The following is a 25,054-nucleotide window of genomic DNA, read 5'->3' as shown; positions in this document are numbered from 1 at the left end:
AAAACTTTAGTAATTACGTTTGATGAATTATAATTTTATGTTAAATTATGTTAAAGATTAATAAATGTTGAGGAATTATAATCTACTGTTTTAGTAGATTATTCTTGTTTGTTCCTTTTTTTTGCGTTTTCTTTGAGGTGTATTTTTGGGCGGAACTTATTCATTATCTTGGCCCTTAACATTGATTTATGGGGAATTACAGTAATCTTTCTGATGAGGAGTTGGTTGATTTTATCAAAACCGATAATGAGATCGCGTTTGTAGAACTTTACAAGCGTCATTGGGAAGGATTGTATAAGTTTTGCTTTCAAATCCTTCAGGATCAGGATGCAGCAAAAGATGTTTTGCAGGAGGTATTTGTCTGGTTCTGGACGCACCGCAGCGAATTAAAGGTCTATGCCATTCGCAGTTATCTATATGTAGCGGTAAAACATAAAGTGGTCAATTATATCCGTAAAGACCATACCCGGAATAACTTTTATGAAAGGATAAAGATAGAAAGCCTGGATACTGTTTTTGTGGATTCTTCTTTAGAAGTAAAGGAGCTGATCGCGTTTATCCGGGATTTTACTTCGGATCTTCCGGACAAATGCCGGCAGGTATTTGAAATGAGCAGAACTGAGTACCTCAGTAATAAGGAAATTGCAAGCCGGTTAAATATTTCCGAAAAGACCGTAGAAACCCATCTGACTACCGCATTAAACAAGTTGAGAAAAAAAATGGGCAGGTCTTCTGCCTGGATGCTGTTCTTAAGCTAACACTTTATTTTTTTAATTATTTTTTTTCAATCAGACTAAGGGATCGCGCCTCGGCAAGTGCCTTATAGATATATGCCACAGATGGAAAGCGCAGCTTACTTAAAATTATTAGAACGGATTGCCGATGGTTCTGCCACAGATGAGGAAATTAGTCAGTATAATTTCTGGATCAGTAAGGCAGGAAATCCAGCGGTTTCCTGGGAAGATGTGCGGCTAGGGGATAAAAATCAGATCGAAAATGAGCTGCTCGCTAGAATCCTGTTGGAAATCCAGCAGAAACCAGAGGTAGATAAACCTGTAGAAAGCAATCTTGTAGAAAATGATCCAATAGGAAAAGGGTTTAAGCTGTGGAAAAGGCTTTGTATTGCCGCTTCCATTCTGCTGATTTCGGGATTGTCTTTTTATGCGATTAATTCTCGTACACTTCATTTGAGGCCGGAAGAAACAGAAATCGTCAACGACATTCCACCGGGTACTGAACAGGCCATACTGACGCTGGCGAACGGTAAAAAAATTGTACTGGATGGCGCGGTGAATGGGAAAATTGCAGAGCAGGCAGGGATCAGTATTACCAAAACTGCGGATGGACAGCTGGTTTATGAATTAACGGAAAGCACTAAAAAGAATAGGGGTTCTACTGAGAATGATTTTAACACGATTACTACCCCAAGAGGAGGGCAGTATCAATTGAACCTGCCAGATGGTACGCGCGTTTGGCTGAATGCGGCTTCTTCGCTGAAATATCCAATTCGTTTTGGGGAGAGAAACCGGGAGGTAGAACTTCAAGGGGAGGGCTATTTTGAAGTGTCTAAAGATCCTTCCAGGCCTTTTAAAGTGAAATCTGGCACACAAGAACTAGAGGTATTGGGCACGCATTTCAACATCAATAGCTATAGTGATGATCCAGCAAGGAAAACCACTTTGATGGAAGGTTCAGTCCGCATCAGTTCTAAACTATGGAAACAGCCAAAAGTACTGCTGCCGGGTCAGCAGGCCATTGCCAGCAATGATGGCGTAAAAGTGATCGAGGTGAATGCTGAGGAAATACTGGACTGGAAGAATGGGAATTTCGTCTTTCAGGACGAGCCATTGGAAAGTATCATGAAAAAAGTGGCCCGATGGTATGATGTGGAGGTCAGCTATCAGGGAGCTCCCGCCGACCTGACTTTTACCGGTGTCGTATCGAGAACCAAAAATATATCCGCGGTATTAAATGCACTGGATAAAACGGGGAAGGTTCATTTTAAAGTAGAAGGGAAGAAAGTAACCGTATTATAAAAGAAAGAGATTCATTCTTGTAAATCGTACAATTAATAAATACAATTAACCTAAAACCAAATTAACCAGCTATGAACAGAAACACATCTCCTTAAGGACGGCATAGCCCTATTCTGAAAAATTGGGAGTGCTCGTAACACCCCCAAATTCTTCTGGGCTACCTCATGCTTGCTAAATCAATTGTCAATTTAAACACCTGCTGTGCTTCCCTAATCTGTTGGAGGAAAGGAAAGCTACGCGTAAACCAAACCAAATGTATGAAATTTTACCATCTGTTTAGAAGCGGCGAATTAGCCGGGTCTTCTAAGACAATCCTGCGAATTATGAGGCTCACCATGATTATAATAACCACTTGCCTGCTGCAGGTAAGTGCTGCTGGTTTTGCACAGAGAATTACCCTTTCTGAGAAAAATACGGCATTAGTAAAGATTATCCAAAAAATAAGGGCACAAAGCGGCTATGATTTTATGATCGATAGCAAGCTGTTGAATAAGGCAAAACCGGTGACGGTTAATTTGAAAGGTGCCACAATAGAAGAGGCGATGAAAGCCTGTTTGGAAGGGCAGCAGATTAGCTTTTCTATTGAAAATAAAATCGTCCTGCTCAATCTTAAAGAAAGCTCAGTGATTGACCGCCTGCTGGATTATATCAATGCCATAGACATCAAAGGAAAGGTATTAGATGAAAGTGGACAGGGTCTCCCCGGCGCCAGTGTCAAGGTAAAAGGGAAAACTCAAACGGCCGTGACGGATGCAAATGGGGTATTCTCTTTAAAGAACTTATCGGAAGATGATTTTCTGCAGATTTCTTATGTTGGCTATGTCACGCAAGAACTGAAAGTTTCAAAATCAGCAGACATTAATGTTAAACTGGTGCCACAGCCTTCACAGTTGGGAGAGCTAGTAGTGGTCGGTTTTGGAACGCAAAAGAAAGCTAATGTGATCGGATCGGTGGCACAGGTTTCTGCAAAAGAGATCAACGACCGCCCGGTGAGCTCTTTGTCGAACGCCTTAACAGGGATGCTGCCTGGGGTGAGTATTATTCAGCGCAGTGGGCAGCCAGGTGTCACCAAAACTTCCATTCAGGTGAGGGGAGTTGGCTCTTTTGGTGCCAGTGCAGCAGCTTTGATTTTGGTGGATGGGATTCCGGTAAATTCATTTGATGATATCGATCCGAACGACGTAGAAAATATCTCCGTTCTAAAGGATGCTTCTACTGCCGCAATCTACGGTTCACGCGCTTCTAACGGCGTAATCCTGGTGACCACCAAAACAGGTAAAAGCAGTGATGGCAAGATAAAAATCGCCTATAATGGCTATTCTGGAACGCAAAAAGCAACGCAGTATCCGGAGTTTGTCAATTCTGCAGAATATGCCAGCTTAATGAATGAAGCAGTTCCTGGTGCTTATACGCCAGAACAGATTGAGAAATACAGAAATGGTTCTGATCCGGATAACTATCCGAATGTCAATTATGCGGACCTGGTGTTTAAGAAATCTACTTTTCAAACCGGTCATAACCTGTCCTTTTCCAACAGTACCCAGAACACGCAATATATGCTGTCTATGGGCTACCTGTATCAAAATGGAATTGTAAAAAACAACGACTACAGCCGTTACAATCTGCGTTTTAACATGACCAATACTTTTAGGCCAAACTTGAAATTAACGACCCGTTTGTCTGGCGCGCAATACCTGAACCATGAGCCTGCACCACCGGCTACCTTAGATTGGACCGGCATGCTGGGTAATATCAGTCAGGTGATGCGGGTGCCAGCCATTTATGCGAATAAACTGAGCAATGGAGATTATGGACTAGGTGTAGTCGGTAAAGGGACGCCTGTTTCTTACTCCGATAACGATTCCTTTTTCAAGGATAAACAAACCGATCTATTGGTCAACACCCGTTTGGATTGGGACATCATCAAAGACTTGAAGTTGTCTATTATTGCAGGGTATACGCAGTTGAATGATAATTCTCAGCGTTTCCTGGCCAATCAGCGCCTGACTTCGAAGCTCACTTTAGGTTCCGGATCATTAAATCAGGGAAATGCAGTCAATACTTATAAGACTTTGCAGCAGCTGGCAGAATATAAAAAAGTGATCGGTAAGCATGAGTTCGGTGTACTGCTGGGGCACTCTTATGAATATAAAAAGTTCTCTTCTTTTACTGCAAACCGGACAGGTTACAATAGCAATACGCTGACAGAGCTCAATGCCGGTGATGCCAATACGCAGAAGAATACAGGAACAGCTGCAGAGTACGCACTGGATTCTTATTTCGGCAGGTTAAATTATAACTATGCTGGCAAATACCTTGCAGAAGGAACAATCAGGTATGATGGTTCTTCCCGTTTTCCTGCAAATAACAAATATGCAGGTTTCTCTGCGATGGCGGTAGGCTGGAGGATTTCTGAGGAATCCTTTTTGAAAGACAAGCTAAGCTGGCTGACGGATTTGAAGTTAAAGGCCTCGATAGGGGTGCTGGGCAATCAGAATATTATGTTAAATGATACCGAACAGGATTATTATCCTTACCAGGGAAAATTAACGCCGGGTAAGAATTATCCTTTTGGTGGAGCGCTTTCTTCCGGGGTCGCTTATGTGACCTTAACTGATCCAAACATTCACTGGGAATCTACCAGGACTAAGGATGCGGGAGTAGATGCGACTTTATTTAAAGGGAAGTTAAACCTGACTGCAACTTATTTCGACCGTTATACTTATGATATCTTAGTGAGTCCGTCGGGTAGTGTATCCAATGTATTGGGCTTTGGCGTAGGGGTGCAGAACTCTGGAAAGCTGAGCAACAAAGGCTGGGAATTTACCGCGGCTTATCGGGATCAGATTGGTGAATTTGCTTATAACATCAGTACCAACCTTTCCATTATCAACAATAAGGTACTTGACCTTGGCGTAGGAAATATTACCCAGCTGAATGGATTAACAGGGAATGGAAGTACTTTGTTTATCGGCTCTCCAATGCAGCTTTACTATGGGTACGTAGCTGAAGGTTTATTCAAAGATGCCAATGACATCGCCAATTACGCGGATCAGAAAACGATCAATCCAAAAGTACAGCCTGGAGATATTCGTTACAAAGACATCAGTGGACCCAATGGCGTGCCCGATGGTAAAGTCGATGCTATTTACGACCGTAAGGTGCTAGGCAGTAGAATCCCTAAGTATAGTTACGGCATCAATCTGGGCGCGAGTTACCGTAATTTTGACTTCTCTGTACTCCTGCAAGGGGTAGCGAAAGTAAATGGCTACCTCAGCAATTATGCGGGTTATGCTTTCTATCAGAATGGCAATATTCAAAAATGGCAGGCAGAAAACCACTGGTCGGCGGCCAATCCTGATCCAAATGCCAAATATCCTCGCCTGGAAGCGATCACCAATCAAGGGACGCCAAATACGCTGACTTCCTCTTTCTGGATGCTGAATGGAAATTACCTGAAAGTACGAAACGTACAGCTGGGGTATAAGTTCAATGGCCTAGGACTGAAAAAAGCAGGCATAGAGAACCTTAGGGTATACCTGACAGCACAAAATCCATTGGCATTTAGTAAATATCCAAAAGGCTGGGATCCGGAGATCAATACCGAGGGTGATTATTATCCTATTATGGCGAATTATACGCTAGGTCTAAATATTAATTTCTAAAGCTATTTAAAATGAAGATTACCTATCTATATAAATTTCTGCTGCCGTTATTGTTGGTCTCGGCAGCATTGAGCTCCTGCAAAAAGGAACTGAATAAAACACCATTGGACCAGTTTTCTACAGAGTCTTTTTGGACGAGCGAGGCCAATGTGAACCTGGCGCTGGCAGGGATGTACCGGGGGAATATCCAAATGTCTGTGAACCCTACCGGGGCAGAATTTACGGCTACAGACTGGTGGTCTTACCATGGCTTGCTGTATACAGAGTTTGCTACGGACAATGCCTACGACAGAAGGGGCGATAATTCCGGTTTTAATACCCTGACCAATGGCACGCTGACCGCCACCAATGGCTACCTTGGGAATTACTGGACGGCCAGCTATGCCCGGATTGCGCGTTGTAATTACTTTATGGAAAATATTTCCAAAGCGGATATTGACCCGGCAATTCAGGTCAGAATGCTTGCAGAAGCCAGATTTTTGAGGGCATGTCAGTATTTTTACCTCTCTCAGTTCTTCGGTTCGGTACCATTGGTTCAAAAAGTATTGACCGCAGCAGAGGCCAATACCGTAACGAAGGCCAGTAAACAAGCGATTCAGGATTTTGCGGAACAAGAGTTTAAAGCGACTGCAGTGGTATTGCCAAGATATGGGCAGATGGCGGGATCAGATAGAGGCAGAGCAACTGCGCAGGCAGCTTTGGCTTTTCTGGGCCGTTTGTATCTGGCGGAAGAGAAATGGACGGATGCTGCGGCTGCCTATAAACAAATCATTGATTTTGGCGATAATAGTATAGATCCGAACTTTGAAAGTTTATTTAATGGCACCAACGAAACGAGCAAAGAGATCATTTTTGCGACACAATATCAGCAGGATCTGGCGCCGAATGCAATGATGCAGCACAATTACCCGGCTACATTAGGTGGTTTTATGCTGGATTGCCCATTGGGAAGCCTGGTAGAATCTTATGAGTTTAATGATGGGACGCCTTTCTCCTTTACAGATCCAAGGTATAATGCTGCGAATCCAGGGCTAAATCGTGATCCGAGATTAAAGTTCACGGTGCTTTACAATGGACAGCCATTTAAAAATATTGTATATAATAGTCACCCGGATGCAACCAGTTCGGCAGATCAGCTGACTACTACCAAACAAGGAACAAGAACGGGCTTTGCGCTAAAGAAATTCAATAGTGAAGCCTTTAGTGGTGGGGATTTACAAAATTCAGGGATCGATTTGCCGATTATTCGTTATGCAGAAGTATTGCTGGGTTATCTGGAAGCAAAACTGGAAGCAGGACAAGCCAATGATCAAGGTTTGTTAGATGCTACAATTAACAAAGTAAGAGGACGTAGTACGGTGAATATGCCTCCGGTAACAGAAATGAACCCTACCGCGTTGCGTGTGATTTTGCGCAGGGAACGTAGAAATGAACTGGCGTTGGAAGGTATTCGTTATTGGGATTTACTACGCTGGAAAAACATCGGACAGGTATTGAACGGTGATTTTTATGGGGCTGCATTTCCAGGTGCCCTAAACCTCCGTAAAAAGGGAAGTACGGTTGATCCTTATAGCCGATGGTATGTGACTTCGAAAACATTTCGCATTGGACAGGATGAGTTATGGCCAATCCCACAGTCGGAAGTGAGTATTAACCCAAATCTGAAGTAATTTATCTGGCCGCCCCTATTTGTTTTTATCTTAGGGGCAGCTTAAATCACACACACATGAATAAGAACCTATTGACCCTTTTTTTTATGGCATTGGCCTGTACGGCCATTGGCCAGACCGCGAAAAAGCCCAAGAAAAATACACCTAATGTCATTTATATTTGTGCAGATGACCTCGGTTATGGAGACCTGAGCTGTTATGGTGCCACAAAGATCAATACCCCAAATTTAGACCGCCTGGCGGCAGAAGGCATCCGCTTTACCGATGGCCATGCTACTTCTGCTACCTGTACGCCTTCGCGTTATGCCTTCATGACGGGCGAATATCCATGGCGTAGAAAAGGAACCGGAATTTTGCCTGGTGATGCGGCATTGATCATCCCTACCGGTAAGACCACACTGCCGAATCTTTTTAAGAAAGCAGGTTATCAAACTGGGATTGTCGGAAAATGGCATCTGGGTATTGGTGAAGCCGTTGCTAAAGATTGGAACGGGGAGTTGAAACCAGGACCGAATGAGGTTGGGTTTGACTATTCTTTCATCTTTCCTGCTACCGCAGACCGCGTGCCAACGGTATTTCTTGAAAACCATAAAGTACTGGCTTTAGAAGCCAATGATCCTATTGAAGTAGATTATAAACAAAAGGTTGGGAACGACCCAACCGGAAAAGACCATCCTGAATTGCTGAAAATGCAGAGTTCGCCTGGGCAAGGGCACAACCAAACCATCGTCAATGGCATTGGCCGTATCGGTTATATGAGCGGTGGAAAAATGGCAAGGTGGGTAGATGAGGAGGTTTCGACCACTTTCTTAAGTACTGCTCAGGGCTTTATTGAGAAAAATCAACACCAGTCATTCTTCCTGTACTATGCTTTAACAGAACCGCATGTGCCACGCATGCCGGCCACAAGGTTTAAAGGTAAGAGTGGGTTAGGGCTGCGTGGAGATGCGATTTTACAGTTAGACTGGACGATTGGTGAGATCATGAAACAGCTGAAATTGCTGGGCATTGATAAAAATACCATGATCGTATTCACCAGTGATAACGGTCCGGTACTGGACGATGGTTATCAGGATGAAGCAGTCACAAAACAAAATGGACATCAGCCTGCGGGCGTATTGCGCGGTGGAAAATACAGTGCACTGGAAGGCGGTACCAGAGTTCCGTTTATTGTGAGCTGGCCAGGTCAGCTGAAGCCTCAGGTATCTTCCGCATTGGTGAGCCAGATGGATTTACTGGCTTCTTTTTCAAAGTTGATCCAACAGCCGATTCCTGTGGGTGATGCGCCAGATAGTGAAGATGTATTAGCGGCACTGACGGGTAAATCTCCAAAAGGCAGATCCGTATTTGTGGAACAAGGAGGCTCGCTTACGTTATTGAAAGATGGCTGGAAATACATTAGTCCAAGTAATGGCGGTGCTTTCATGCAGGATGTAGGAATTGAAACCGGCAATCTGCCAACCGCACAATTGTACCATTTAACAGAAGATCTTGCAGAAAAGAACAACCTGGCCTCAAAATATCCGGAAAGGGTAAAAGAGATGGCCGCGTTGCTGGAAAAGATTAAATCGAAAAAATAAATAGAATTAAGCAGAGCCCGAATCGAAGATCGGGCTCTGCTTATTTTAGACGTTTTACCTGGAGTGTAAACCCGGATTTTATATCGTATAACGATTGATTTTTAATCATTATTAATTAACAGCATTCTTCTTATCTTTGAGCACAACAATTTAAAGATGGTTTATTTTTAATTGATGCCAATAATATGTCCGAACAAAACCCCGCCGAGCTTGCCGCTAAATTTGTAAATTATACTGCTAAACACATCTTTCTGACAGGAAAGGCCGGCACCGGTAAAACAACCTTTTTACGTAACCTGATAGAACTGACTCATAAAAAAGCAGTGATTGCAGCACCAACGGGGATTGCAGCGATCAATGCAGCGGGAGTCACCATTCATTCTTTATTTCAGCTTCCTTTTGGAACGTATCTGCCTAAAGCTCCGGCTGCAGATGGGGATCATTATAACCAGCAATACAATACCCCGAAATCTATTGTCCGCCATCTAAACATGACTTCCTCAAAAAGGAAAGTGCTGATTGATATGGAATTGCTGATCATCGATGAGGTGAGTATGCTCCGTGCCGATTTACTGGATGCCATAGATATGGTGCTGCGCTACATCAGAAGGAACAATACCGCCAGTTTTGGAGGCGTACAAGTGTTGTTTATCGGTGATTTACACCAGCTGCCACCCGTAGTGAAATCTTCGGAATGGAACCTGATGGGGCAATTTTATAACAGCGCTTACTTTTTCGATGCGCTGGCCCTGCAGAATAATCCACCAATCTATATCGAGCTGGAGAAAATCTACAGACAGGCAGATCAGGTGTTCATCAACCTGCTGAATAACCTTCGCAACAATGAAGTGACGGCTCAGGATGTGGCGCTATTGGATAAATATTATAAGGCCGATTTTAAGCCTACTGTAAATGATAAATACATTACCCTGACCACCCACAATAACAAAGCGGATACCTTAAACAAGGAAAGGCTAGAGGAATTAAAAGCCCCTTCCTATCTGTATACTGCTAAGGTGGAGAACGATTTCTCAGAGTACGCCTATCCTGCTGAACACGTTTTGGAGCTTAAAAAAGGTGCTCAGGTCATGTTCATTAAGAATGATCCTACCGGAGAGCAGCGTTTTTTCAATGGAAAGATCGCCGTGGTAACCGAGCTCAGAACAGATCTGATTGAGGTGCAGGCAGAAGGCACGAATGAAAAGATTATCCTGGAGAAATATACCTGGAAAAATATTAAATACACGACGGATAAGGTGACCGGAGAGATTGAAGAGGAGCTGGCAGGAACATTTACCCAGTATCCTTTGAAACTCGCCTGGGCAATTACTGTACATAAGAGTCAGGGTTTAACCTTCGATAAGGCAATCATTGACATCGGCAGTGCTTTTGCCCCCGGACAAATTTATGTGGCATTATCCCGTCTTCGTTCACTTGATGGACTGATCCTGACCTCGAAGATTTCAGGTTCTGGTATCCGACAGGATCAAAACGTATCTTTCTTTTCCAAAACTAAAGAAAGTCAGATGAGCTTGGATACGCAGATCGTGACCGAAAGTGATGCCTTTTTGAGAACCTACCTGCTGCAATGTTTTGATTTGACGCCACTGGATAATTATGTGTACGAACATGTGCATTCTTATACCAAAGACATCAATAAATCTGCGAAACAGAAACATGTGAAATGGGCCGGACAGCTGTTGAAAGACCTGAGTGAAGTGAAGGCCAATGCGAACAAATTTCTTTCGCAAATCCAGCGTATGTATGCAGTGGACACGCCGGAAGGAAGAACAGCGCTACTGGAACGTACGATTGCTGCAGAAAACTATTTTAATCCGATTGTAGTTGGCTTTTCCAAACGCATTTTTGAGCGTATGGAGCTGGTGAAACTGGATAAACAAGTCACTGCTTATTTAACGGAACTGCTGGAAATGGAAGCTTTGTTTTATGATCAGTATAAGAAAATCAGGAAAGCCACTGCGATGTTGAATGCTACCATTAATGGAACAGAATTTACTAAAAAGGACGTGACCGCCTTGATGAGCCAGGCGGAAAGGGCAGCTACCATGGCCAAAGTATTTGCTGTTCCTGGTAAACTGGACTTTACAGCTAAAAAGGGCAAAACTACAAAAGGGAAAACGGCTGCTGAGAAGGTGGAGAAAGCACCAAAAGTAGATACAAAAGAGGTTTCTCTGGAAATGCTAAAATCTGGGAAAACATTGGCTGAGATCGCATCAGAACGTAAAATGGTGATTGGTACAATTGAGGGGCATTTGGCTTATTACGTAGCAAAACATGAGGTTTCTGCTAAAGATATCCTTGGTAAAAGGAAACTGGATAATATTCTGAAGGCCATTCAGGATTTAAAGACCCTCCAGATGAATCCGATTAGGGAACACCTGGGTAGGGACTATACGTTCGGCGAAATTAAAATCGGTGTGGCCGCACACCTTGCAGAAGGGGAGTAACTAGTGGTTTACTGACCCTGTAAACACCTGAACTGCAGGGCCACAAAGGAATATATTTCTGAATTTTGAACCATCATAATCAAACTGGATGGTTAAATCACCGCCCAGTACTTTGATTGGGGTTTCTATATGACCTGCTTGTTTTAAGTGCTGCGCCATGGATAGGGCTACGGCAGTGACGCCGGTTCCGCAGGCATAGGTTTCATCTTCCACGCCTCTTTCGAATGTGCGTACAAAGAAATGATCACCTTGATTTTCTACAAAGTTTACATTGATTCCTTCGGTCTTATAAGTATCGTTATTGCGGATCGCTTTTCCTTCTGTGAATACATCCTTGTCCTTTAAGCCGGTCACCTGTAGTACATAATGTGGTGATCCCGTATTTAAAACATAGGCGTCTCCATCTTTTTCGATGGTATCAATGTCGATCATTTGGAGGTTTACCCAATCACCTTCTGCTGAAATTTTGGCATAATGAGGGCCGTCAACTGCCAAAAATTCAGTCTCTATATCAATGATGCCCAGGTACTTGGCGAATGCAACAATACACCTTCCACCGTTCCCGCACATGCTGCCCAATTTTCCATCTGCATTGAAGTACAACATCTCGAAATCATAGTCTTCATGGTCCTGAAGCAGCATTAATCCGTCTGCTCCAATTCCAAAACGCCTGTTACACAGGTCTAAAACCGTATTATTATCCTTATATTGGAAAGATAAATCGCGGTTGTCAATTAAAATGAAGTCATTTCCTGCGCCCTGGTACTTGAAGAACTTGGTTTTCATAAACGGTATGTGGTTTTTATTTTAACATTTTTTAACAGTTTTAAAGGGCTGTTACTAATGCAAATATCGTTGATATGGTATTAAATTTGACTATATCATTGAAAAGAAAAGTTCTTAACAGGTAAAATTAATAAACAGCTTCTGGCTTTTCGCCAATCGGGCAGATCGGTTGAACCAGAAGGAATGGACATAATTAAAAACATACAAAAAATAAGAGACAAATGAAAAAAATAGGATTGATAGCATTAGCCGCATTAATGGGTGGAGCGGCTGCATTAGGTGGCTATAAATTATTAGAACGTAATCAGGATAGTAGAACACTAACTGAACAGCAAAATGTACTTTTCGCAAATAACCCTGCGAAGGTTTCCTCTACGGGAGCGGTAGATTTTGTACAGGCCGCGGCAGCAGTATCGCCAGGGGTAGTGCATATTAAGACTACTTATGGTGGTAAAAGCAGCGAGCAATCAGGTGGGGGTTCTCCAGCAGATATGTTCGAAGAATTCTTTGGTCGTGGTGGCCGCAGTATGCCGCGTGCACCAAGAGCTGCTTCAGGATCAGGTGTGATTTTAACACCGGACGGATATATTGTAACCAATAACCACGTCGTGGAAAATGCGGATAAAATTGAGGTGATTCTTTCTGATCGCCGGAAGGTAGTGGCTAAAGTAATTGGTACTGACCCAAATACTGACCTTGCCTTGATTAAGGTAGAAGAAACCGGATTACCAGTGGTGAAAATGGGTAACTCTGATAACGTTCAAATTGGAGAATGGGTATTGGCAGTAGGTTTCCCATTGGATCTTCAAACTACCGTTACTGCAGGTATTGTGAGTGCAAAAGCCAGAAGTATTGGTATTCTTGCCAGACAGCAAAACCAGTTAACGGAACAAGAGTATGAGGAATACCGCAGAACAGGTAAAGCGCCTCAGCGTACCAATACCAGTATTGAATCTTTCATTCAGACTGATGCAGCGATTAACCCTGGAAACAGTGGTGGTGCTTTAGTGAATGCAAATGGAGAGCTGATCGGTATCAATGCTGCGATTGCTTCTCAAACAGGTACCAATGAAGGTTATGGTTTCGCGATTCCAGTGAACCTTGCTAAAAAGATCCTGGAAGATTTCAGGAAATATGGTACGGTAAAACGTGGATTTATTGGCGTTTCTTTCCGTCCGCTGGATGCAGATGCTGCAGAAGATTTGAAAGTTAAAGACATCAATGGTCTGTATGTAATGGATGTGGTAGAAAACGGTGGTGGTGCCGCTGCGGGTATCAAGAAAGGTGATATCATCAAGAAAGTAGAAGGTCAGCCAATTTATGACTCTCCTGATTTACAGGAAAAAATTGGCCGTATGAGCCCGGGTGATAAAATCAATCTGACCATTTTGAGAGATGGTACTTTGAAAGATATCAATGTAACCTTAAAAGGTGAAAGCAGTGTAACTGCACCTAAGACTGCAGCTTCAGGTAAAGCAACAGGTGCAACAATCGGTAAATTGGGTGCGAGTTTTGCCCCAGCTCCAGCTACGCTGAAAGCAAAATTAGGAGCAAGATCTGGTGTAGTCGTAACTGCTGTTGAGCCAGGAAAACTGTTTGACTCTTTGGATATTCCAAAAGGATTGTTGATTACAGGTGTGAATGGCAAACCAGTGAACTCTGCAAAAGATGTAGAAGCGGCATTGCCAACTTCTAAAAATGGAATGACAACGATCACTGGTGTAGGTGCCGATGGTCAGAATTATTCCTTCACTTTCTAAGGAATCTCATTTTCATAAATGATTTAAACGGGAGGCAGTTTTACTGCTTCCCGTTTTTTTTGTCTAATGGTATGCCTTTTCTTGGGAATAGGCAGGGTTTATTTATTCTAAAGTCTAGAACGTTTCTAAATAAACCAATTGTCGGTTTTTTATGACAATCCTTAACCAATTAATTCTTTTATTAAATACTTTTGCATGAATAGAACTAAAATACAATCAAATGGCTAGTTTCGGAAACGCTTTTTCCTCGTCTATAGGAAAAAAACTAATAATGGGTATCACCGGCCTGTTTCTTATTTCATTTCTCGCAGTTCACTGCTTTATCAATTTATTGATATTTGTAAATGACGGTGGCTTAACCTTCAATGTAGGGGCACATTTTATGGCTACTAACTGGCTGATCAGAGCGATGGAAGTCGTATTGATGGCTGGATTACTGGCACACATTATCCAGGGTTTACGTTTGGTTTTTCAGAACCAGGCTGCTCGTCCGATAAAGTATGCGGTAGTAGATGGCGCAGCAAACAGTAAATGGTATTCCAGATCAATGGGTTTATTAGGAACGATCCTTTTAATTTTCCTGATCGTGCATTTATCTGATTTCTGGGTTGTTTCTCGTTTTACAGGAATTCCTACAGTAGATGCGAATGGACATGAGAACCTTTTTGCAGTGATGGTCGCAAGATTTCAAACCCTTTGGGTAGTGATTTTATATGCAATCGCAATGGCTTCCCTATGTTATCACTTATTACATGGTTTTGCTTCTGCATTCCAGACTTTAGGATGGAATCATAAAAAATACACGCCGCTAATAAAAGCATTTGGTGTATGGTATTCAATTATCATCGCAATTCTATTTGCTATTATGCCTGTTGCAATTTATGCAGGTTATATTAAATAATTTTTGAACTTATATAAAGCTTAAATAAAATGGCTGAATTAAATGCAAATATACCGGAAGGTGATTTAATGGAAAAATGGACGAAATTAAAGTCGTCGATGCCATTAGTTAACCCGGCAAATAAAAGAAGCATAGAAGTTATTGTAGTAGGTTCTGGGTTGGCAGGTGCTTCTGCAGCAGCAACTCTAGCTGAAATGGGTTATAAAGTGAAGTGTTTCTGCTTCCAGGATTCACCAAGAAGAGCGCACTCTATCGCTGCTCAGGGTGGTATCAACGCCGCAAAAAACTATCAGAATGATGGAGACAGTACTTACCGTCTATTCTATGATACGATTAAAGGTGGTGATTACCGTGCCCGCGAAGCTAACGTTTACCGTTTAGCAGAAGTAAGTGCAAACATTATTGACCAATGTGTGGCGCAAGGTGTGCCTTTAGCTAGAGAATATGGCGGTCTTTTAGACAACCGTTCTTTTGGTGGTACACAGGTTCAAAGAACATTCTATGCTGCCGGTCAAACGGGTCAGCAATTGCTTTTAGGAGCATATAGCGCGCTAGAGCGTCAGATTGGTATGGGTAAAGTAGAAATGTTTACCCGCCATGAAATGATGGAAGTTGTAGTCATCGATGGTAAAGCACGTGGTATCATTGCCCGTAACTTAATCACTGGTGAACTGGAACGCCATTTCGGTCATGCAGTATTACTAGGAACTGGTGGTTACGGTAACGTTTTCTACCTTTCTACAAATGCAATGGGCAGTAACGTAACTGCAGCCTGGAAAGCACACAAAAAAGGTGCGTTCTTCGGTAACCCTTGCTATACGCAGATTCACCCTACTTGTATCCCAGTTTCAGGAGATCACCAAAGTAAATTAACCCTGATGTCTGAGTCATTACGTAATGATGGAAGAATCTGGGTACCTAAGAAAAAAGATGATAATCGTACTGCGACAGACATTCCTGAAGAAGAAAGAGATTATTATTTAGAGCGCAGATACCCTGCTTTCGGTAACCTTGTTCCTCGTGATGTAGCCTCTCGTGCTGCAAAAGAACGTTGTGATGCAGGTTATGGCGTAGGTAAATCTAAATTGGCAGTATACCTGGATTTCAAAGCAAATACAGAACGTTACGGCCGTATTGAAGCTAATAAACACAACATCCATAATCCTGATAAAGAAACCTGCATGCGCTTAGGCCGTGAGGTGATCAAGGAAAAATATGGTAACCTGTTTGATATGTACAAGCAAATCACCGGAGAAGATCCTTATGAGTTGCCAATGCGTATTTATCCTGCTGTTCACTATACAATGGGTGGACTATGGGTAGATTACAACTTGATGACTACAGTTCCAGGATTGTACGCTTTAGGTGAAGCTAACTTCTCAGATCATGGTGCAAACCGTTTGGGTGCCTCTGCATTGATGCAGGGTCTTGCAGATGGTTACTTCGTGATCCCACTGACTATCGGTGCTTACTTATCTAAAGAGATTGCTACTAAAGCGATTCCATTGGATCACCCTGCATTTGTGGAAGCTGAGGCAAGTGTGAAAGGTATTGTCGATAAATTATTCGCCATTAAAGGAACCAAATCTGTAGATCATTTCCATAAGAAATTAGGAAAGATCATGTGGGATAAATGTGGTATGGCCCGTAATGCAAAAGGATTAACGGAAGCTATTGCTGAAATTCAGCAGCTGCGTAAAGACTTCTGGTCGGATGTACGTGTTCCAGGTGAAGCAAATGAATTCAATCCTGAACTAGAGAAAGCAGGTCGTGTGGCCGACTTTATCGAGTTGGGTGAGTTGATGTGTATCGATGCCTTGAACAGAAATGAATCTTGTGGTGGTCACTTCAGAGAAGAGTTCCAGACAGAAGAAGGGGAAGCACTTCGTGATGATGAAAACTATGCTTATGTATCAGCATGGGAATACAAAGGAGATGTGACTTTCAATCTGCATAAAGAGGAATTGAAGTTCGGAAACATCAAGGTTGCACAAAGAAGTTATAAATAGCAAGTACTAAAATCTCAATATCATGAGTACAGGAAATATGAATTTAACGCTGAAAATCTGGCGTCAGAAGAATAGCAAAACCAATGGTAAATTGGTGGATTATAAGTTGTCAGAGATTTCTCCTGATATGTCATTCTTAGAAATGTTTGACGTGTTGAATGAGGAGTTGATTTCAAAAGGTGATGAGCCGGTTGTTTTTGATCACGATTGTAGAGAAGGTATCTGCGGTGCCTGTTCTATGTACATCAACGGCCGTCCTCACGGACCAAAAGAAGGAGTAACTACTTGTCAGTTGCACATGCGTTCATTTAAAGATGGAGATACGATCGTTGTAGAACCATGGAGAGCAAAAGCTTTCCCGGTAATCAAAGATTTAACAGTAGATCGTACTGCATTTGACCGCGTTATTGCAGCTGGTGGATTTATTTCAGTGAATACAGGGAATGCACAGGATGCGAACAATCTACCAATTCCAAAAGTACAGGCGGATTCAGCTTTCGAAGCTGCAGCTTGTATCGGATGCGGTGCTTGTGTAGCGACTTGTAAAAATGCTTCGGCGATGTTATTCGTTTCTGCAAAGATTTCTCAGCTGGCGCAATTGCCTCAGGGACAGCCAGAACGTTACCGTAGGGTACAGAGTATGGTGGCTCAAATGGATGTCGAAGGATTCGGAAATTGTACCAATACCGGAGCTTGTGAAGCCGAATGCCCTAAAGGAATTTCTTTAGAGAATATTGCTCGAATGAATAGAGACTTTTTATCAGCAAAATTTGTATCTGAGGAATCTATTTAATAGCTTTAAGTAACGAGACAAGGATATTTAACACGAAAGCCCGGCTATAATAGCTGGGCTTTCGTGTTTTAAGCAGGTTGTTTTTGTGGTTGATTTATTCTTTAGTATCTTTTTTCAGCGTGATGTTGAGCACACCCTTAGCTGCTTCTGTGCCATATAAAGTTGTGGCAGCTTTCCCTTTTAAGAGCTCTACCGACTCGATCCTATTTTTCGGGATACTTGATAGGCTTTCAGCGCTTTTTTTTCCATTGACATAGATTAGGGGATCTTGTTCGGTGCTGATGCCCCTGATCTGAATAGTCTGTACCTGACCTGTTTTCTGAGGGGAGCTGGATAAGCTGAAGCTGATCGGGATATTGTATTTCACACGGACAATCGTATTATTCAGCACGCCAGGATCCCATTTTGGAGATTCTCTTAGTACTCTAGTGGCTTCTTCATCAGTACCATATCCTAGTTTTCTTTCCACTTTAATATCGGTTAGCTTTCCATCTTTTTCTACCACGAATGACAAGAAAACTTTGCCTTCTATTTTATTGGCATAAGCTTCCTTAGGATATTTAACATTGTTCTTTATATAAGTATAGAAGTTGGCCATGCCCCCAGGGAAGCTAGGCTGCCTGTCGATATTTACAAAATCATAGACTTTTACGTCTTCGGCACTGATGGGAACCTGATTCAGAGTGATGTCTTTTCCTTCAAATGCAATGGCTGTTGCTTTTACGTAGCTTATAACAGTAATCATATTTAAAGTCATATAACCTTTAAGTTTAGTCAATACGGGATTTTTTATTGGACTAGCGGGTCCATCCAGCTTAAATAATACAGCAAATGTATAATTACCATCCTGCGCAGCAGTAAATCCTTCGTAAGCGGTCAGGATCCTAATGACTTCGGCATCACAATCAGACCCTAATTTGTGGAGGATGCTAATGTTACTGACTTCCCCAGCTTTAATACTGAATTTAATCTGGCTATGGCCTTGTAAACCACTTTCTACTGCGGCGGCTGGATAGCGTATTCTTTTTCTGGAAAAATCATAGAATTTGTCCCATGCTGGAGAATTTAGATCCAGGTTCATCTTTTTAAGAGCGATAGGCTTTGCCGCTGCTTTCTTTGGACTCAGGCTGGCTTTAACAGGTGCAACAATGACCTCATTAATGGTGCTTAGTGGTTCGTTTAAAGGAATCTCTTCTGTTACTGCAAGGATGGTTTCATTACTGCGGATTGTGGCAGAAGAAAGCATCAGCGTGATGGCAAAAAGAGGGAGGAACAGCCCGTATTTTAAGATGGCAGTTCTCGTTGATCGTTTTTTGTGTAGCATAAATATTCTCTTTTTTATCAGTGATTTATTAAAGAAAGTATTTGTGAGACTGTTGGGAGCAATACCGAATGCCTTGCTCAAGAGCAGTAAGGCGTATTGCTCCTTGTCTCCCTGGAATTTGGCAGCTTCCTCATCTGCCAGGTATTCATGGATGTTTTTTATGGTGTACTTGTAACCATAAATGATGGGATTAAACCAGGTGAAAATGCTCAACAACTCAAAAAACAAGATGTCCAGGCTGTGCAGCTGAGTCATGTGAATCTCTTCATGTTTATTGATGGTATTCAGCTGCGGCAGGTTTGGATCTATTCTCTTTTTACTAAAGAAAGAAAAGGCGTTGCCAGAGGTACTGCGCTTTAAGAGGTGGTATACCGCTGTCAGTTTATAGATGAAAAGTAGGGTAAAAATCATTACACCTGCCAGATAAATCAAGACCAGCAAATTCCCCATACTGAACCTTTCTGGTACGTCCGGACTGATGCTTACCTGTGTGACAAAGTCCTGCAGCTGATCCACTCCCGTGTATATCGGTTGTACAGCAGGTTGCTTGGTGAACCATTCGATGCGTAAAAATGGAATGGCCAGAGATAAAATCGCCGCCATGACCAGGTAAAGCCTGTTCATGGTAAAGTAAGTTTCATTTGCTAAAAACAATTTATAAAAGGCATAGAATATCACTAAATAGATATTGGCCTGCAGGATGTAATGTGCCCAACTCATCGCGGTCTGTTTTTAAATTTGTTAATCATTTTAAGAATTTCATCCACATCACCCAGGTCAAGTTTCTCTTCTTTTACAAAGAAAGAGAACATGCTTTCCACCGAGTTTTCAAAGTAGTTTCCCAAGAGCTTTTCTGTTGCATGGCGTTTGTAATCCTCTCTGCTGATGAGTGGAAAGTACTGGTGCGATTTCCCGAAGGCCTCATGCCCTACAAAACCTTTGACTTCCAGGATCCTGATGATCGTAGATACCGTATTGTAAGCGGGCTTTGGCTCTGGTAAAAAGTCCATTACTTCTTTCACGAAACCCTTTTCTATTTGCCACAGAATCTGCATAATTTGTTCCTCTGCTTTTGTTAAATCTTTAATCTCCATCGTGTTTATTTTTTACCGGTTTTCTAATTGATTTCAGCATCATGTTTACTCGTCAGTAAACAAACAACTAAAACCTTAGTATAAACTTAAAACTAATATTTTAGTTTTCATAATATTTGTGCGGTTATTTTTTGCCTAATACAAAGAAACCTCCATAAAGGAGGTTTCTAACAAGATATAGAGGTTTTAATTTTTTGCTGCTTCAGGTGCTTTAGGCAATTCTTTTCTTGGAATTTGTGTGTCGCGCTGTGCGGTATGGTACACAAAAGAGGCGACAATGGTAGCGGCTCTTTTTAAGTCTTCTTCTGCAAGGCGGTCAAAGGTATCCTGATTGCTATGGTGTGTACGGGTATTGTAATCCATTGGATCCTGGATGAATTGGAATCCTGGGATACCCAGGGCGTCAAAAGCAAGGTGATCTGTACCTCCGGTATTGTTGAGGGTCACTGTTTTTGCACCGAGGTCCTGGAAAGGATTCAGCCATTCCTGGAAAATAGGAGCAACAGCGGTATTTCCCTGTGCATAGATTCCCCTGATGGCGCCCGTTCCGTTATCCAGGTTATAATAAGCACTGATTTTTTTCTGGTCTTTGGTTAGGATCATGGTTTTGGGATCTCCAAAATGTTTGGCCACATAACCTCTGGAGCCATGGAGACCTTGTTCTTCTGAACTCCATAAAGCGATTCTGATGGTGCGTTTAGGTTTGAAATTGATGGCTTTCAGGATGCGTATGGCTTCCATCATCACGGCAGCACCGGCGGCATTGTCTGTGGCACCAGTAGCGGAATGCCAGGAATCATAGTGGCCGCCAATCATCACGACTTCATCTTTTAGTTTTCTATCGGTACCCGGAATCTCCGCAATTACGTTATAACCATTTGGGTCCTGATCGTAGAAGGAGGTTTTGATGTCGGCCTCGATCTCTACTTTTTGTCCGGCACGCAGTAAGCGCAGGATGTGCAGGTAATCCTCGGAAGAGATTTCCAGCTCTGGTGAAACTGCCGGTGCATCCAAGGCATAGGAAGCACCATTGCTGGTAAAGAAGGTACCATAGCTGCCTCTGGCATAAGTAAGGATCATGCCTACTTGTTCATCCTTCAGGAAACTGGCCATTGCGGCGCGTGTGGCTCTCATTTTCATCATCTGGGCCATCATGTTGTTTGCAGCTCCCGCACGCGGAGAACGCTGCGCCTGACCTTGCAGGTCGGCTGCTGCCATTTTACTCAACGTGGAATCTGAATGGCGAACGACATCCGGTTGGTAGGAAGGCGCTAAAGGCTGCAGGGTGATCTGGTCAAAGAGTACGATTTTTCCGGCTAGCTTTCCTTTGTAGGGAGCGAGATCAGTCACCGTATCTGCTTTAAGCAGGATAACTTCAGATTTTGTCGGCCCTTTCGTTCCTGGAGTCCAGGCCTTAGGTGCGCCGATAATCGCATGGTAATAAGGAAGAGTAGTGGCGGCATAGTATTTATCGATCTGCCATCCTTTTCCAAATTGACCCCAGGCTTCCAGCTGCACGTTTTTTAATCCCCAGGAAGTAAATTGCTGTACGGCCCAGTCTTGCGCACGCTTGAGTCCGGGTGAATTAGACAATCTCGGTCCTGCCACATCAGTAATCTGGAAGGCAATGTCCATCACCTTTGAATTTTCCAGTCCTTCCTGGCGAATCTTTTGGATCGCTGGCAAGTCTAGCTTTTCCTGTGCAAACAAGGAGATGCTGAGGCTAATGGCCAGCGCGGTAAGGGTAAATTTTCTCATATAATAAGGTTCTTTTGGTCTGTTTGAATACCTGAATTTACAGGAAAAGACAATGGCTTGTATTTTTTTAGCTAAATTATTACAGCAGGCAGGGAGGTCCGTAAAAAGAAAAGGGCGGTACAAGACCACCATTTTCTGACATTAACTAAACTAAAAACTATATTTTTCCCTTTTAGATGGCGAGGTTTATGGCCAATCCTGACAGGAGATCTGGAATTTCTTTTATTTGAAAGAAATACTGCTTACCTGTGCAATTCCTTTTACGGAAGTGTTGGCTTTTGCGGCGATTTCTTCATCTTGTGCATGGCTAATGCTAGTAGCAATGGTCAGCACCATCATCATGAATACAGGTACCAATAACAATAAGAATGGAGATACATTTGCTAATCTTTTCATGATGTTTGTATTTATAGATGCAGTTTTCATAATTGTTTCGTTTTGATGAAACAAATAGAATAAAATAAAAAATACTGCTAAAATCTTTTAGACCAAGCACATATTATCCTAGATAAACGCCTGTTTAAGCAAGTTTTGTGATTGATTGCCTGATTTGTCGATTTGGTAGAAAAATAATGCCCGTTCGTCGAAAGGAATTACCTAAAACACCGAAAAAAATATACTTTAGACGTATTAAGTAACTAAAATTTCTGAATGAAAAACAAAGGCCCTCTTATTGTACATCTGATTTTTTGGTCGTTCATTATATTTCTGCTGGTATTGAGTGTGCTCTTTTCTAAGGAACCTCAAACTGTATATACGATCGCTGTTAATTTTGGATATTCCGGGCTGATCAATATTTCCATCTTTTACATCAACTATACTTTACTGATTCCTTTACTGGTGAAGGAGCAGAAGAAGTATGGCCTTTACATGGGCGCAATCTTATTGCTGATTGTGGTGATGAGTGCAATTAAAACGGTATTGGCAAGCTTAAATGCGGACATCGTATTGCTGGTGAGTGACGGTGGTAGAAGGGAATTTGTAACGCTGGGCAAATATGCATTAGCGGCTGTTTTTACTTCCGGATTTTTTATCGTAGTCAGTTCTCTGCTTAAGTTCGGGATCGACTGGTTTGGGAATGAACGCATTCAACGGGACCTGGAGTCTGAGAAGAAAGAAATGGAACTTCAGTTTTTGAAGTCTCAGCTGAATCCTCATTTTTTATTCAATTCCCTGAATAATATTTATTCCCTGGCTTATCAGAAGTCCGATAAAACGGCAGATGCCATTATGAAACTTTCAGAGATCATGAGGTATATGATTTATGAAAGTAATGACAGCTGGGTATCCCTCAGCAAAGAAATTGAATACCTGCACAGTTATATAGAACTGCAGAAACTGAGGTTCCGAGATGGTGCTGCAGTACAGTTTCAATTGAATGGAGAAATTGATGACCAGCAGATTGTTCCCCTTATTTTAATCTCTTTTGTGGAGAATGCATTCAAGCATGGGGTGGCCAATGATCCTAAAGATCCGATTAAAATCAACATCATCGCCAATCAAAAGATCCTCCATTTCAGTATCACGAATAAGAAAAACCAACACAATAAGGATGAGGTAGGGGGCGTAGGCCTGAACAATGTAGAACGTAGGTTACAATTGTTATATCCTGACAGATATAAATTAAATATTGTAAATTCGGCTACCCATTACACGAGTGAATTAATGCTAGATTTATGACAAAGTTAAGATGTATAGCGGTCGATGATGAACCATTGGCGCTGGATATTATAGAAGATTACGTGTCTAAAGTACCATTCTTAGAATTGGTCAAAAGAACAGAAAATGCCATTGAAGCCTTACAATTGGTACAGGCAGGGGGAATTGATCTGGTATTTCTGGACATTCAAATGCCTGAGCTTACCGGAATTCAATTTCTGAAAATTGCGAATGGTAAATCTAATTATATCCTGACTACCGCTTACTCTCAATATGCCTTAGAAAGTTATGATTTAAATGTTTCCGATTACCTATTGAAACCGATTGCGTTCGACAGGTTCTATAAAGCGGTAGAAAAAGTACACAATCAACAGCAGAAAGCGGTGGAGCAGAGCCCTCCTCCAGCTCCGGTAGTTGCTGCTCCAGTAGCAGCACCAGCACCAACTGCACATCCGGTACAGGATTTTATCTTTGTGAAAACAGAGCATAAAATCCAGAAGATTCAACTGGATGACATTCTTTATATCGAAGGCTTAAAAGATTATATCTCTATTTATACCAAGGCAGAAAGGGTGATTACCCTGCAGAATATGAAGAAGATGGAAGAAACCCTACCGAGCAGTCAGTTTATTAGGGTGCATAAATCTTACATCATTTCCCTGGATAAAATTGAAAGTATTGAACGCAGTAGAATCACCATTTTCGGTAAGGTAATTCCAATAGGAGATACTTATCGCGATGAGTTTTTCAAGCGTATCGACAATAAGAACATTTAGAATTACCGAATATTTGAAGGAAAGGCTATTGACCCAATTTATGGCGAATGGCCTTTTCTGCTTCCTGAGTTACGGCTTCAGGACCTTTTCCTGCAGGCTCTATCGGGTTCAATACAGTCCATCGGATCTTTTCCCCAAAACTTAATGGATAACTTCCATATTGTACCAGCTTCCATGAATTTTCTATAGCAATAGGCACAATCAGTGCATTTGGTACCTTTTTAAGTAAAGTGGCAATACCGCCTACATGAAAGGGTTTTAGTAGTCCGTCTTTAGAACGGGTACCTTCTGGAAAGATCATTGCCGACCAGTTATTTGCTTTCATGCGTTCTCCTAGTTTGATGATTTCTCCAACCGCTTGCTTACTGTCTTTACGGTTGATATTGGCACCACCACCATGTTTCAGGTTGAAAGAGATGGAAGGAATGCCTTTGGTCAGTTCAATCTTAGAAATAAATTTGACATGATGTTTCCTTAAAAACCAGATCAGTCCCGGGATGTCATACATACTTTGGTGATTGGCAATGAAGATAATCGGGCGGTCTGTTGGCAGATCCTGGGTATTGATGAAATTAATGGAAGCACCCATAAACAGGTCGCAATAGGTGAGACAGAAATTCAGCGCATCTACCGAAGCTTTGTGTGCTTTATAGCCAAAAAGATGGAAACAAATCCATTGAACTGGTTGAAAAATAATCAGACTCAGTAGGAATAATATATAAAATATCGGGCTGAAAATATATCCTAAGAACTTATTCATAAAGGGAGGTGGTAT

At 42.1% G+C, this 25,054-nt stretch carries 18 protein-coding genes; 12 read left to right on the top strand and 6 right to left on the bottom strand.

Annotated features, from left to right (window positions below; all coding sequences use genetic code 11):
• Positions 1-188 precede the first annotated feature (188 nt).
• From AQ505_RS25075 to AQ505_RS25050, 6 genes are all read left to right on the top strand, one after another.
• Positions 189-758 (top strand): RNA polymerase sigma-70 factor, encoded by a 570-nt coding sequence (locus tag AQ505_RS25075; RefSeq protein ID WP_062550684.1) that lies wholly within the window; start codon positions 189-191, stop codon positions 756-758.
• A gap of 81 nt (positions 759-839) precedes the next feature.
• The gene (locus tag AQ505_RS25070; RefSeq protein ID WP_157262557.1) at positions 840-2,036 is read left to right on the top strand and encodes a FecR family protein; all 1,197 of its coding nucleotides are present in this window, start codon (positions 840-842) and stop codon (positions 2,034-2,036) included.
• 335 nt (positions 2,037-2,371) lie between these two features.
• On the top strand, positions 2,372-5,701 hold the full coding sequence (locus AQ505_RS25065) for a TonB-dependent receptor (RefSeq protein ID WP_062550682.1): 3,330 nt from the start codon (positions 2,372-2,374) through the stop codon (positions 5,699-5,701).
• Positions 5,702-5,712: 11 nt separating this feature from the next.
• On the top strand, positions 5,713-7,371 hold the full coding sequence (locus AQ505_RS25060) for a RagB/SusD family nutrient uptake outer membrane protein (protein ID WP_062550681.1): 1,659 nt from the start codon (positions 5,713-5,715) through the stop codon (positions 7,369-7,371).
• Positions 7,372-7,427: 56 nt separating this feature from the next.
• Complete coding sequence (locus AQ505_RS25055; RefSeq protein WP_062550680.1) at positions 7,428-8,951, top strand: sulfatase family protein; 1,524 nt, start codon at positions 7,428-7,430, stop codon at positions 8,949-8,951.
• Positions 8,952-9,136: 185 nt separating this feature from the next.
• On the top strand, positions 9,137-11,419 hold the full coding sequence (locus tag AQ505_RS25050) for a helix-turn-helix domain-containing protein (protein ID WP_062550679.1): 2,283 nt from the start codon (positions 9,137-9,139) through the stop codon (positions 11,417-11,419).
• Here AQ505_RS25050 and dapF read toward each other — a convergent pair whose 3' ends face one another.
• Positions 11,420-12,205, bottom strand: coding sequence for a diaminopimelate epimerase (gene dapF, locus AQ505_RS25045; protein ID WP_062550678.1), 786 nt, complete (start codon positions 12,203-12,205; stop codon positions 11,420-11,422). It lies immediately after the preceding gene.
• Between the two features lie 221 nt (positions 12,206-12,426).
• On the opposite strand from dapF, the gene AQ505_RS25040 reads away from it, so the two are divergent.
• The 4 genes from AQ505_RS25040 to AQ505_RS25025 all read left to right on the top strand — a co-directional run bounded on the left by AQ505_RS25040 (position 12,427) and on the right by AQ505_RS25025 (position 17,668).
• Positions 12,427-13,965 carry a trypsin-like peptidase domain-containing protein gene (locus AQ505_RS25040; protein WP_062550677.1) on the top strand — a complete coding sequence of 513 codons (1,539 nt, stop codon included), beginning with the start codon at positions 12,427-12,429 and terminating at the stop codon, positions 13,963-13,965.
• Positions 13,966-14,185: 220 nt separating this feature from the next.
• Complete coding sequence (locus tag AQ505_RS25035; RefSeq protein ID WP_062550676.1) at positions 14,186-14,866, top strand: succinate dehydrogenase cytochrome b subunit; 681 nt, start codon at positions 14,186-14,188, stop codon at positions 14,864-14,866.
• Positions 14,867-14,895: 29 nt separating this feature from the next.
• Positions 14,896-16,875 carry a fumarate reductase/succinate dehydrogenase flavoprotein subunit gene (locus AQ505_RS25030; RefSeq protein ID WP_062550675.1) on the top strand — a complete coding sequence of 660 codons (1,980 nt, stop codon included), beginning with the start codon at positions 14,896-14,898 and terminating at the stop codon, positions 16,873-16,875.
• Between the two features lie 22 nt (positions 16,876-16,897).
• Positions 16,898-17,668: a succinate dehydrogenase/fumarate reductase iron-sulfur subunit gene (locus AQ505_RS25025; RefSeq protein WP_062550674.1), complete on the top strand. Its 771-nt coding sequence runs from the start codon at positions 16,898-16,900 to the stop codon at positions 17,666-17,668.
• Positions 17,669-17,762: 94 nt separating this feature from the next.
• On the opposite strand, the gene AQ505_RS25020 is transcribed toward AQ505_RS25025, so the two are convergent.
• The 4 genes from AQ505_RS25020 to AQ505_RS25005 form a co-directional block, all read right to left on the bottom strand.
• Positions 17,763-19,712 (bottom strand): TonB family protein, encoded by a 1,950-nt coding sequence (locus AQ505_RS25020; RefSeq protein WP_062550673.1) that lies wholly within the window; start codon positions 19,710-19,712, stop codon positions 17,763-17,765.
• Positions 19,709-20,086 (bottom strand): BlaI/MecI/CopY family transcriptional regulator, encoded by a 378-nt coding sequence (locus tag AQ505_RS25015; RefSeq protein WP_062550672.1) that lies wholly within the window; start codon positions 20,084-20,086, stop codon positions 19,709-19,711. The genes AQ505_RS25020 and AQ505_RS25015 overlap by 4 nt, the downstream gene beginning before the upstream one ends.
• Positions 20,087-20,272: 186 nt before the next feature.
• Positions 20,273-21,844, bottom strand: coding sequence for a M28 family metallopeptidase (locus AQ505_RS25010; protein ID WP_062551213.1), 1,572 nt, complete (start codon positions 21,842-21,844; stop codon positions 20,273-20,275).
• A 222-nt stretch (positions 21,845-22,066) separates the two neighbouring features.
• Positions 22,067-22,240, bottom strand: a complete 174-nt coding sequence (locus AQ505_RS25005; protein WP_157262555.1) for a hypothetical protein — start codon at positions 22,238-22,240, stop codon at positions 22,067-22,069.
• A gap of 255 nt (positions 22,241-22,495) precedes the next feature.
• Here AQ505_RS25005 and AQ505_RS25000 point away from each other — a divergent pair, with 255 nt between their 5' ends.
• Together AQ505_RS25000 and AQ505_RS24995 are read left to right on the top strand one after the other, a co-directional pair.
• Entirely contained in the window at positions 22,496-23,524 is a 1,029-nt protein-coding gene (locus AQ505_RS25000) for a sensor histidine kinase (protein WP_062550670.1), read from the top strand.
• A complete protein-coding gene (locus AQ505_RS24995) occupies positions 23,521-24,279 on the top strand; it encodes a LytR/AlgR family response regulator transcription factor (RefSeq protein WP_062550669.1) in 759 nt (252 codons plus the stop codon). The genes AQ505_RS25000 and AQ505_RS24995 overlap by 4 nt, the downstream gene beginning before the upstream one ends.
• 25 nt (positions 24,280-24,304) lie before the next feature.
• Here the strand turns inward: AQ505_RS24995 and AQ505_RS24990 are convergent, their stop codons facing one another.
• Positions 24,305-25,039, bottom strand: coding sequence for a lysophospholipid acyltransferase family protein (locus AQ505_RS24990; RefSeq protein ID WP_062550668.1), 735 nt, complete (start codon positions 25,037-25,039; stop codon positions 24,305-24,307).
• Between the last annotated feature and the right edge of the window lie 15 nt (positions 25,040-25,054).

The sequence above is a fragment of the Pedobacter sp. PACM 27299 genome, from assembly GCF_001412655.1.
GTDB lineage: Bacteria > Bacteroidota > Bacteroidia > Sphingobacteriales > Sphingobacteriaceae > Pedobacter.
Note: the sequence above shows the minus strand (reverse complement) of the source record. Positions and strands in the feature narration are given on the sequence as shown.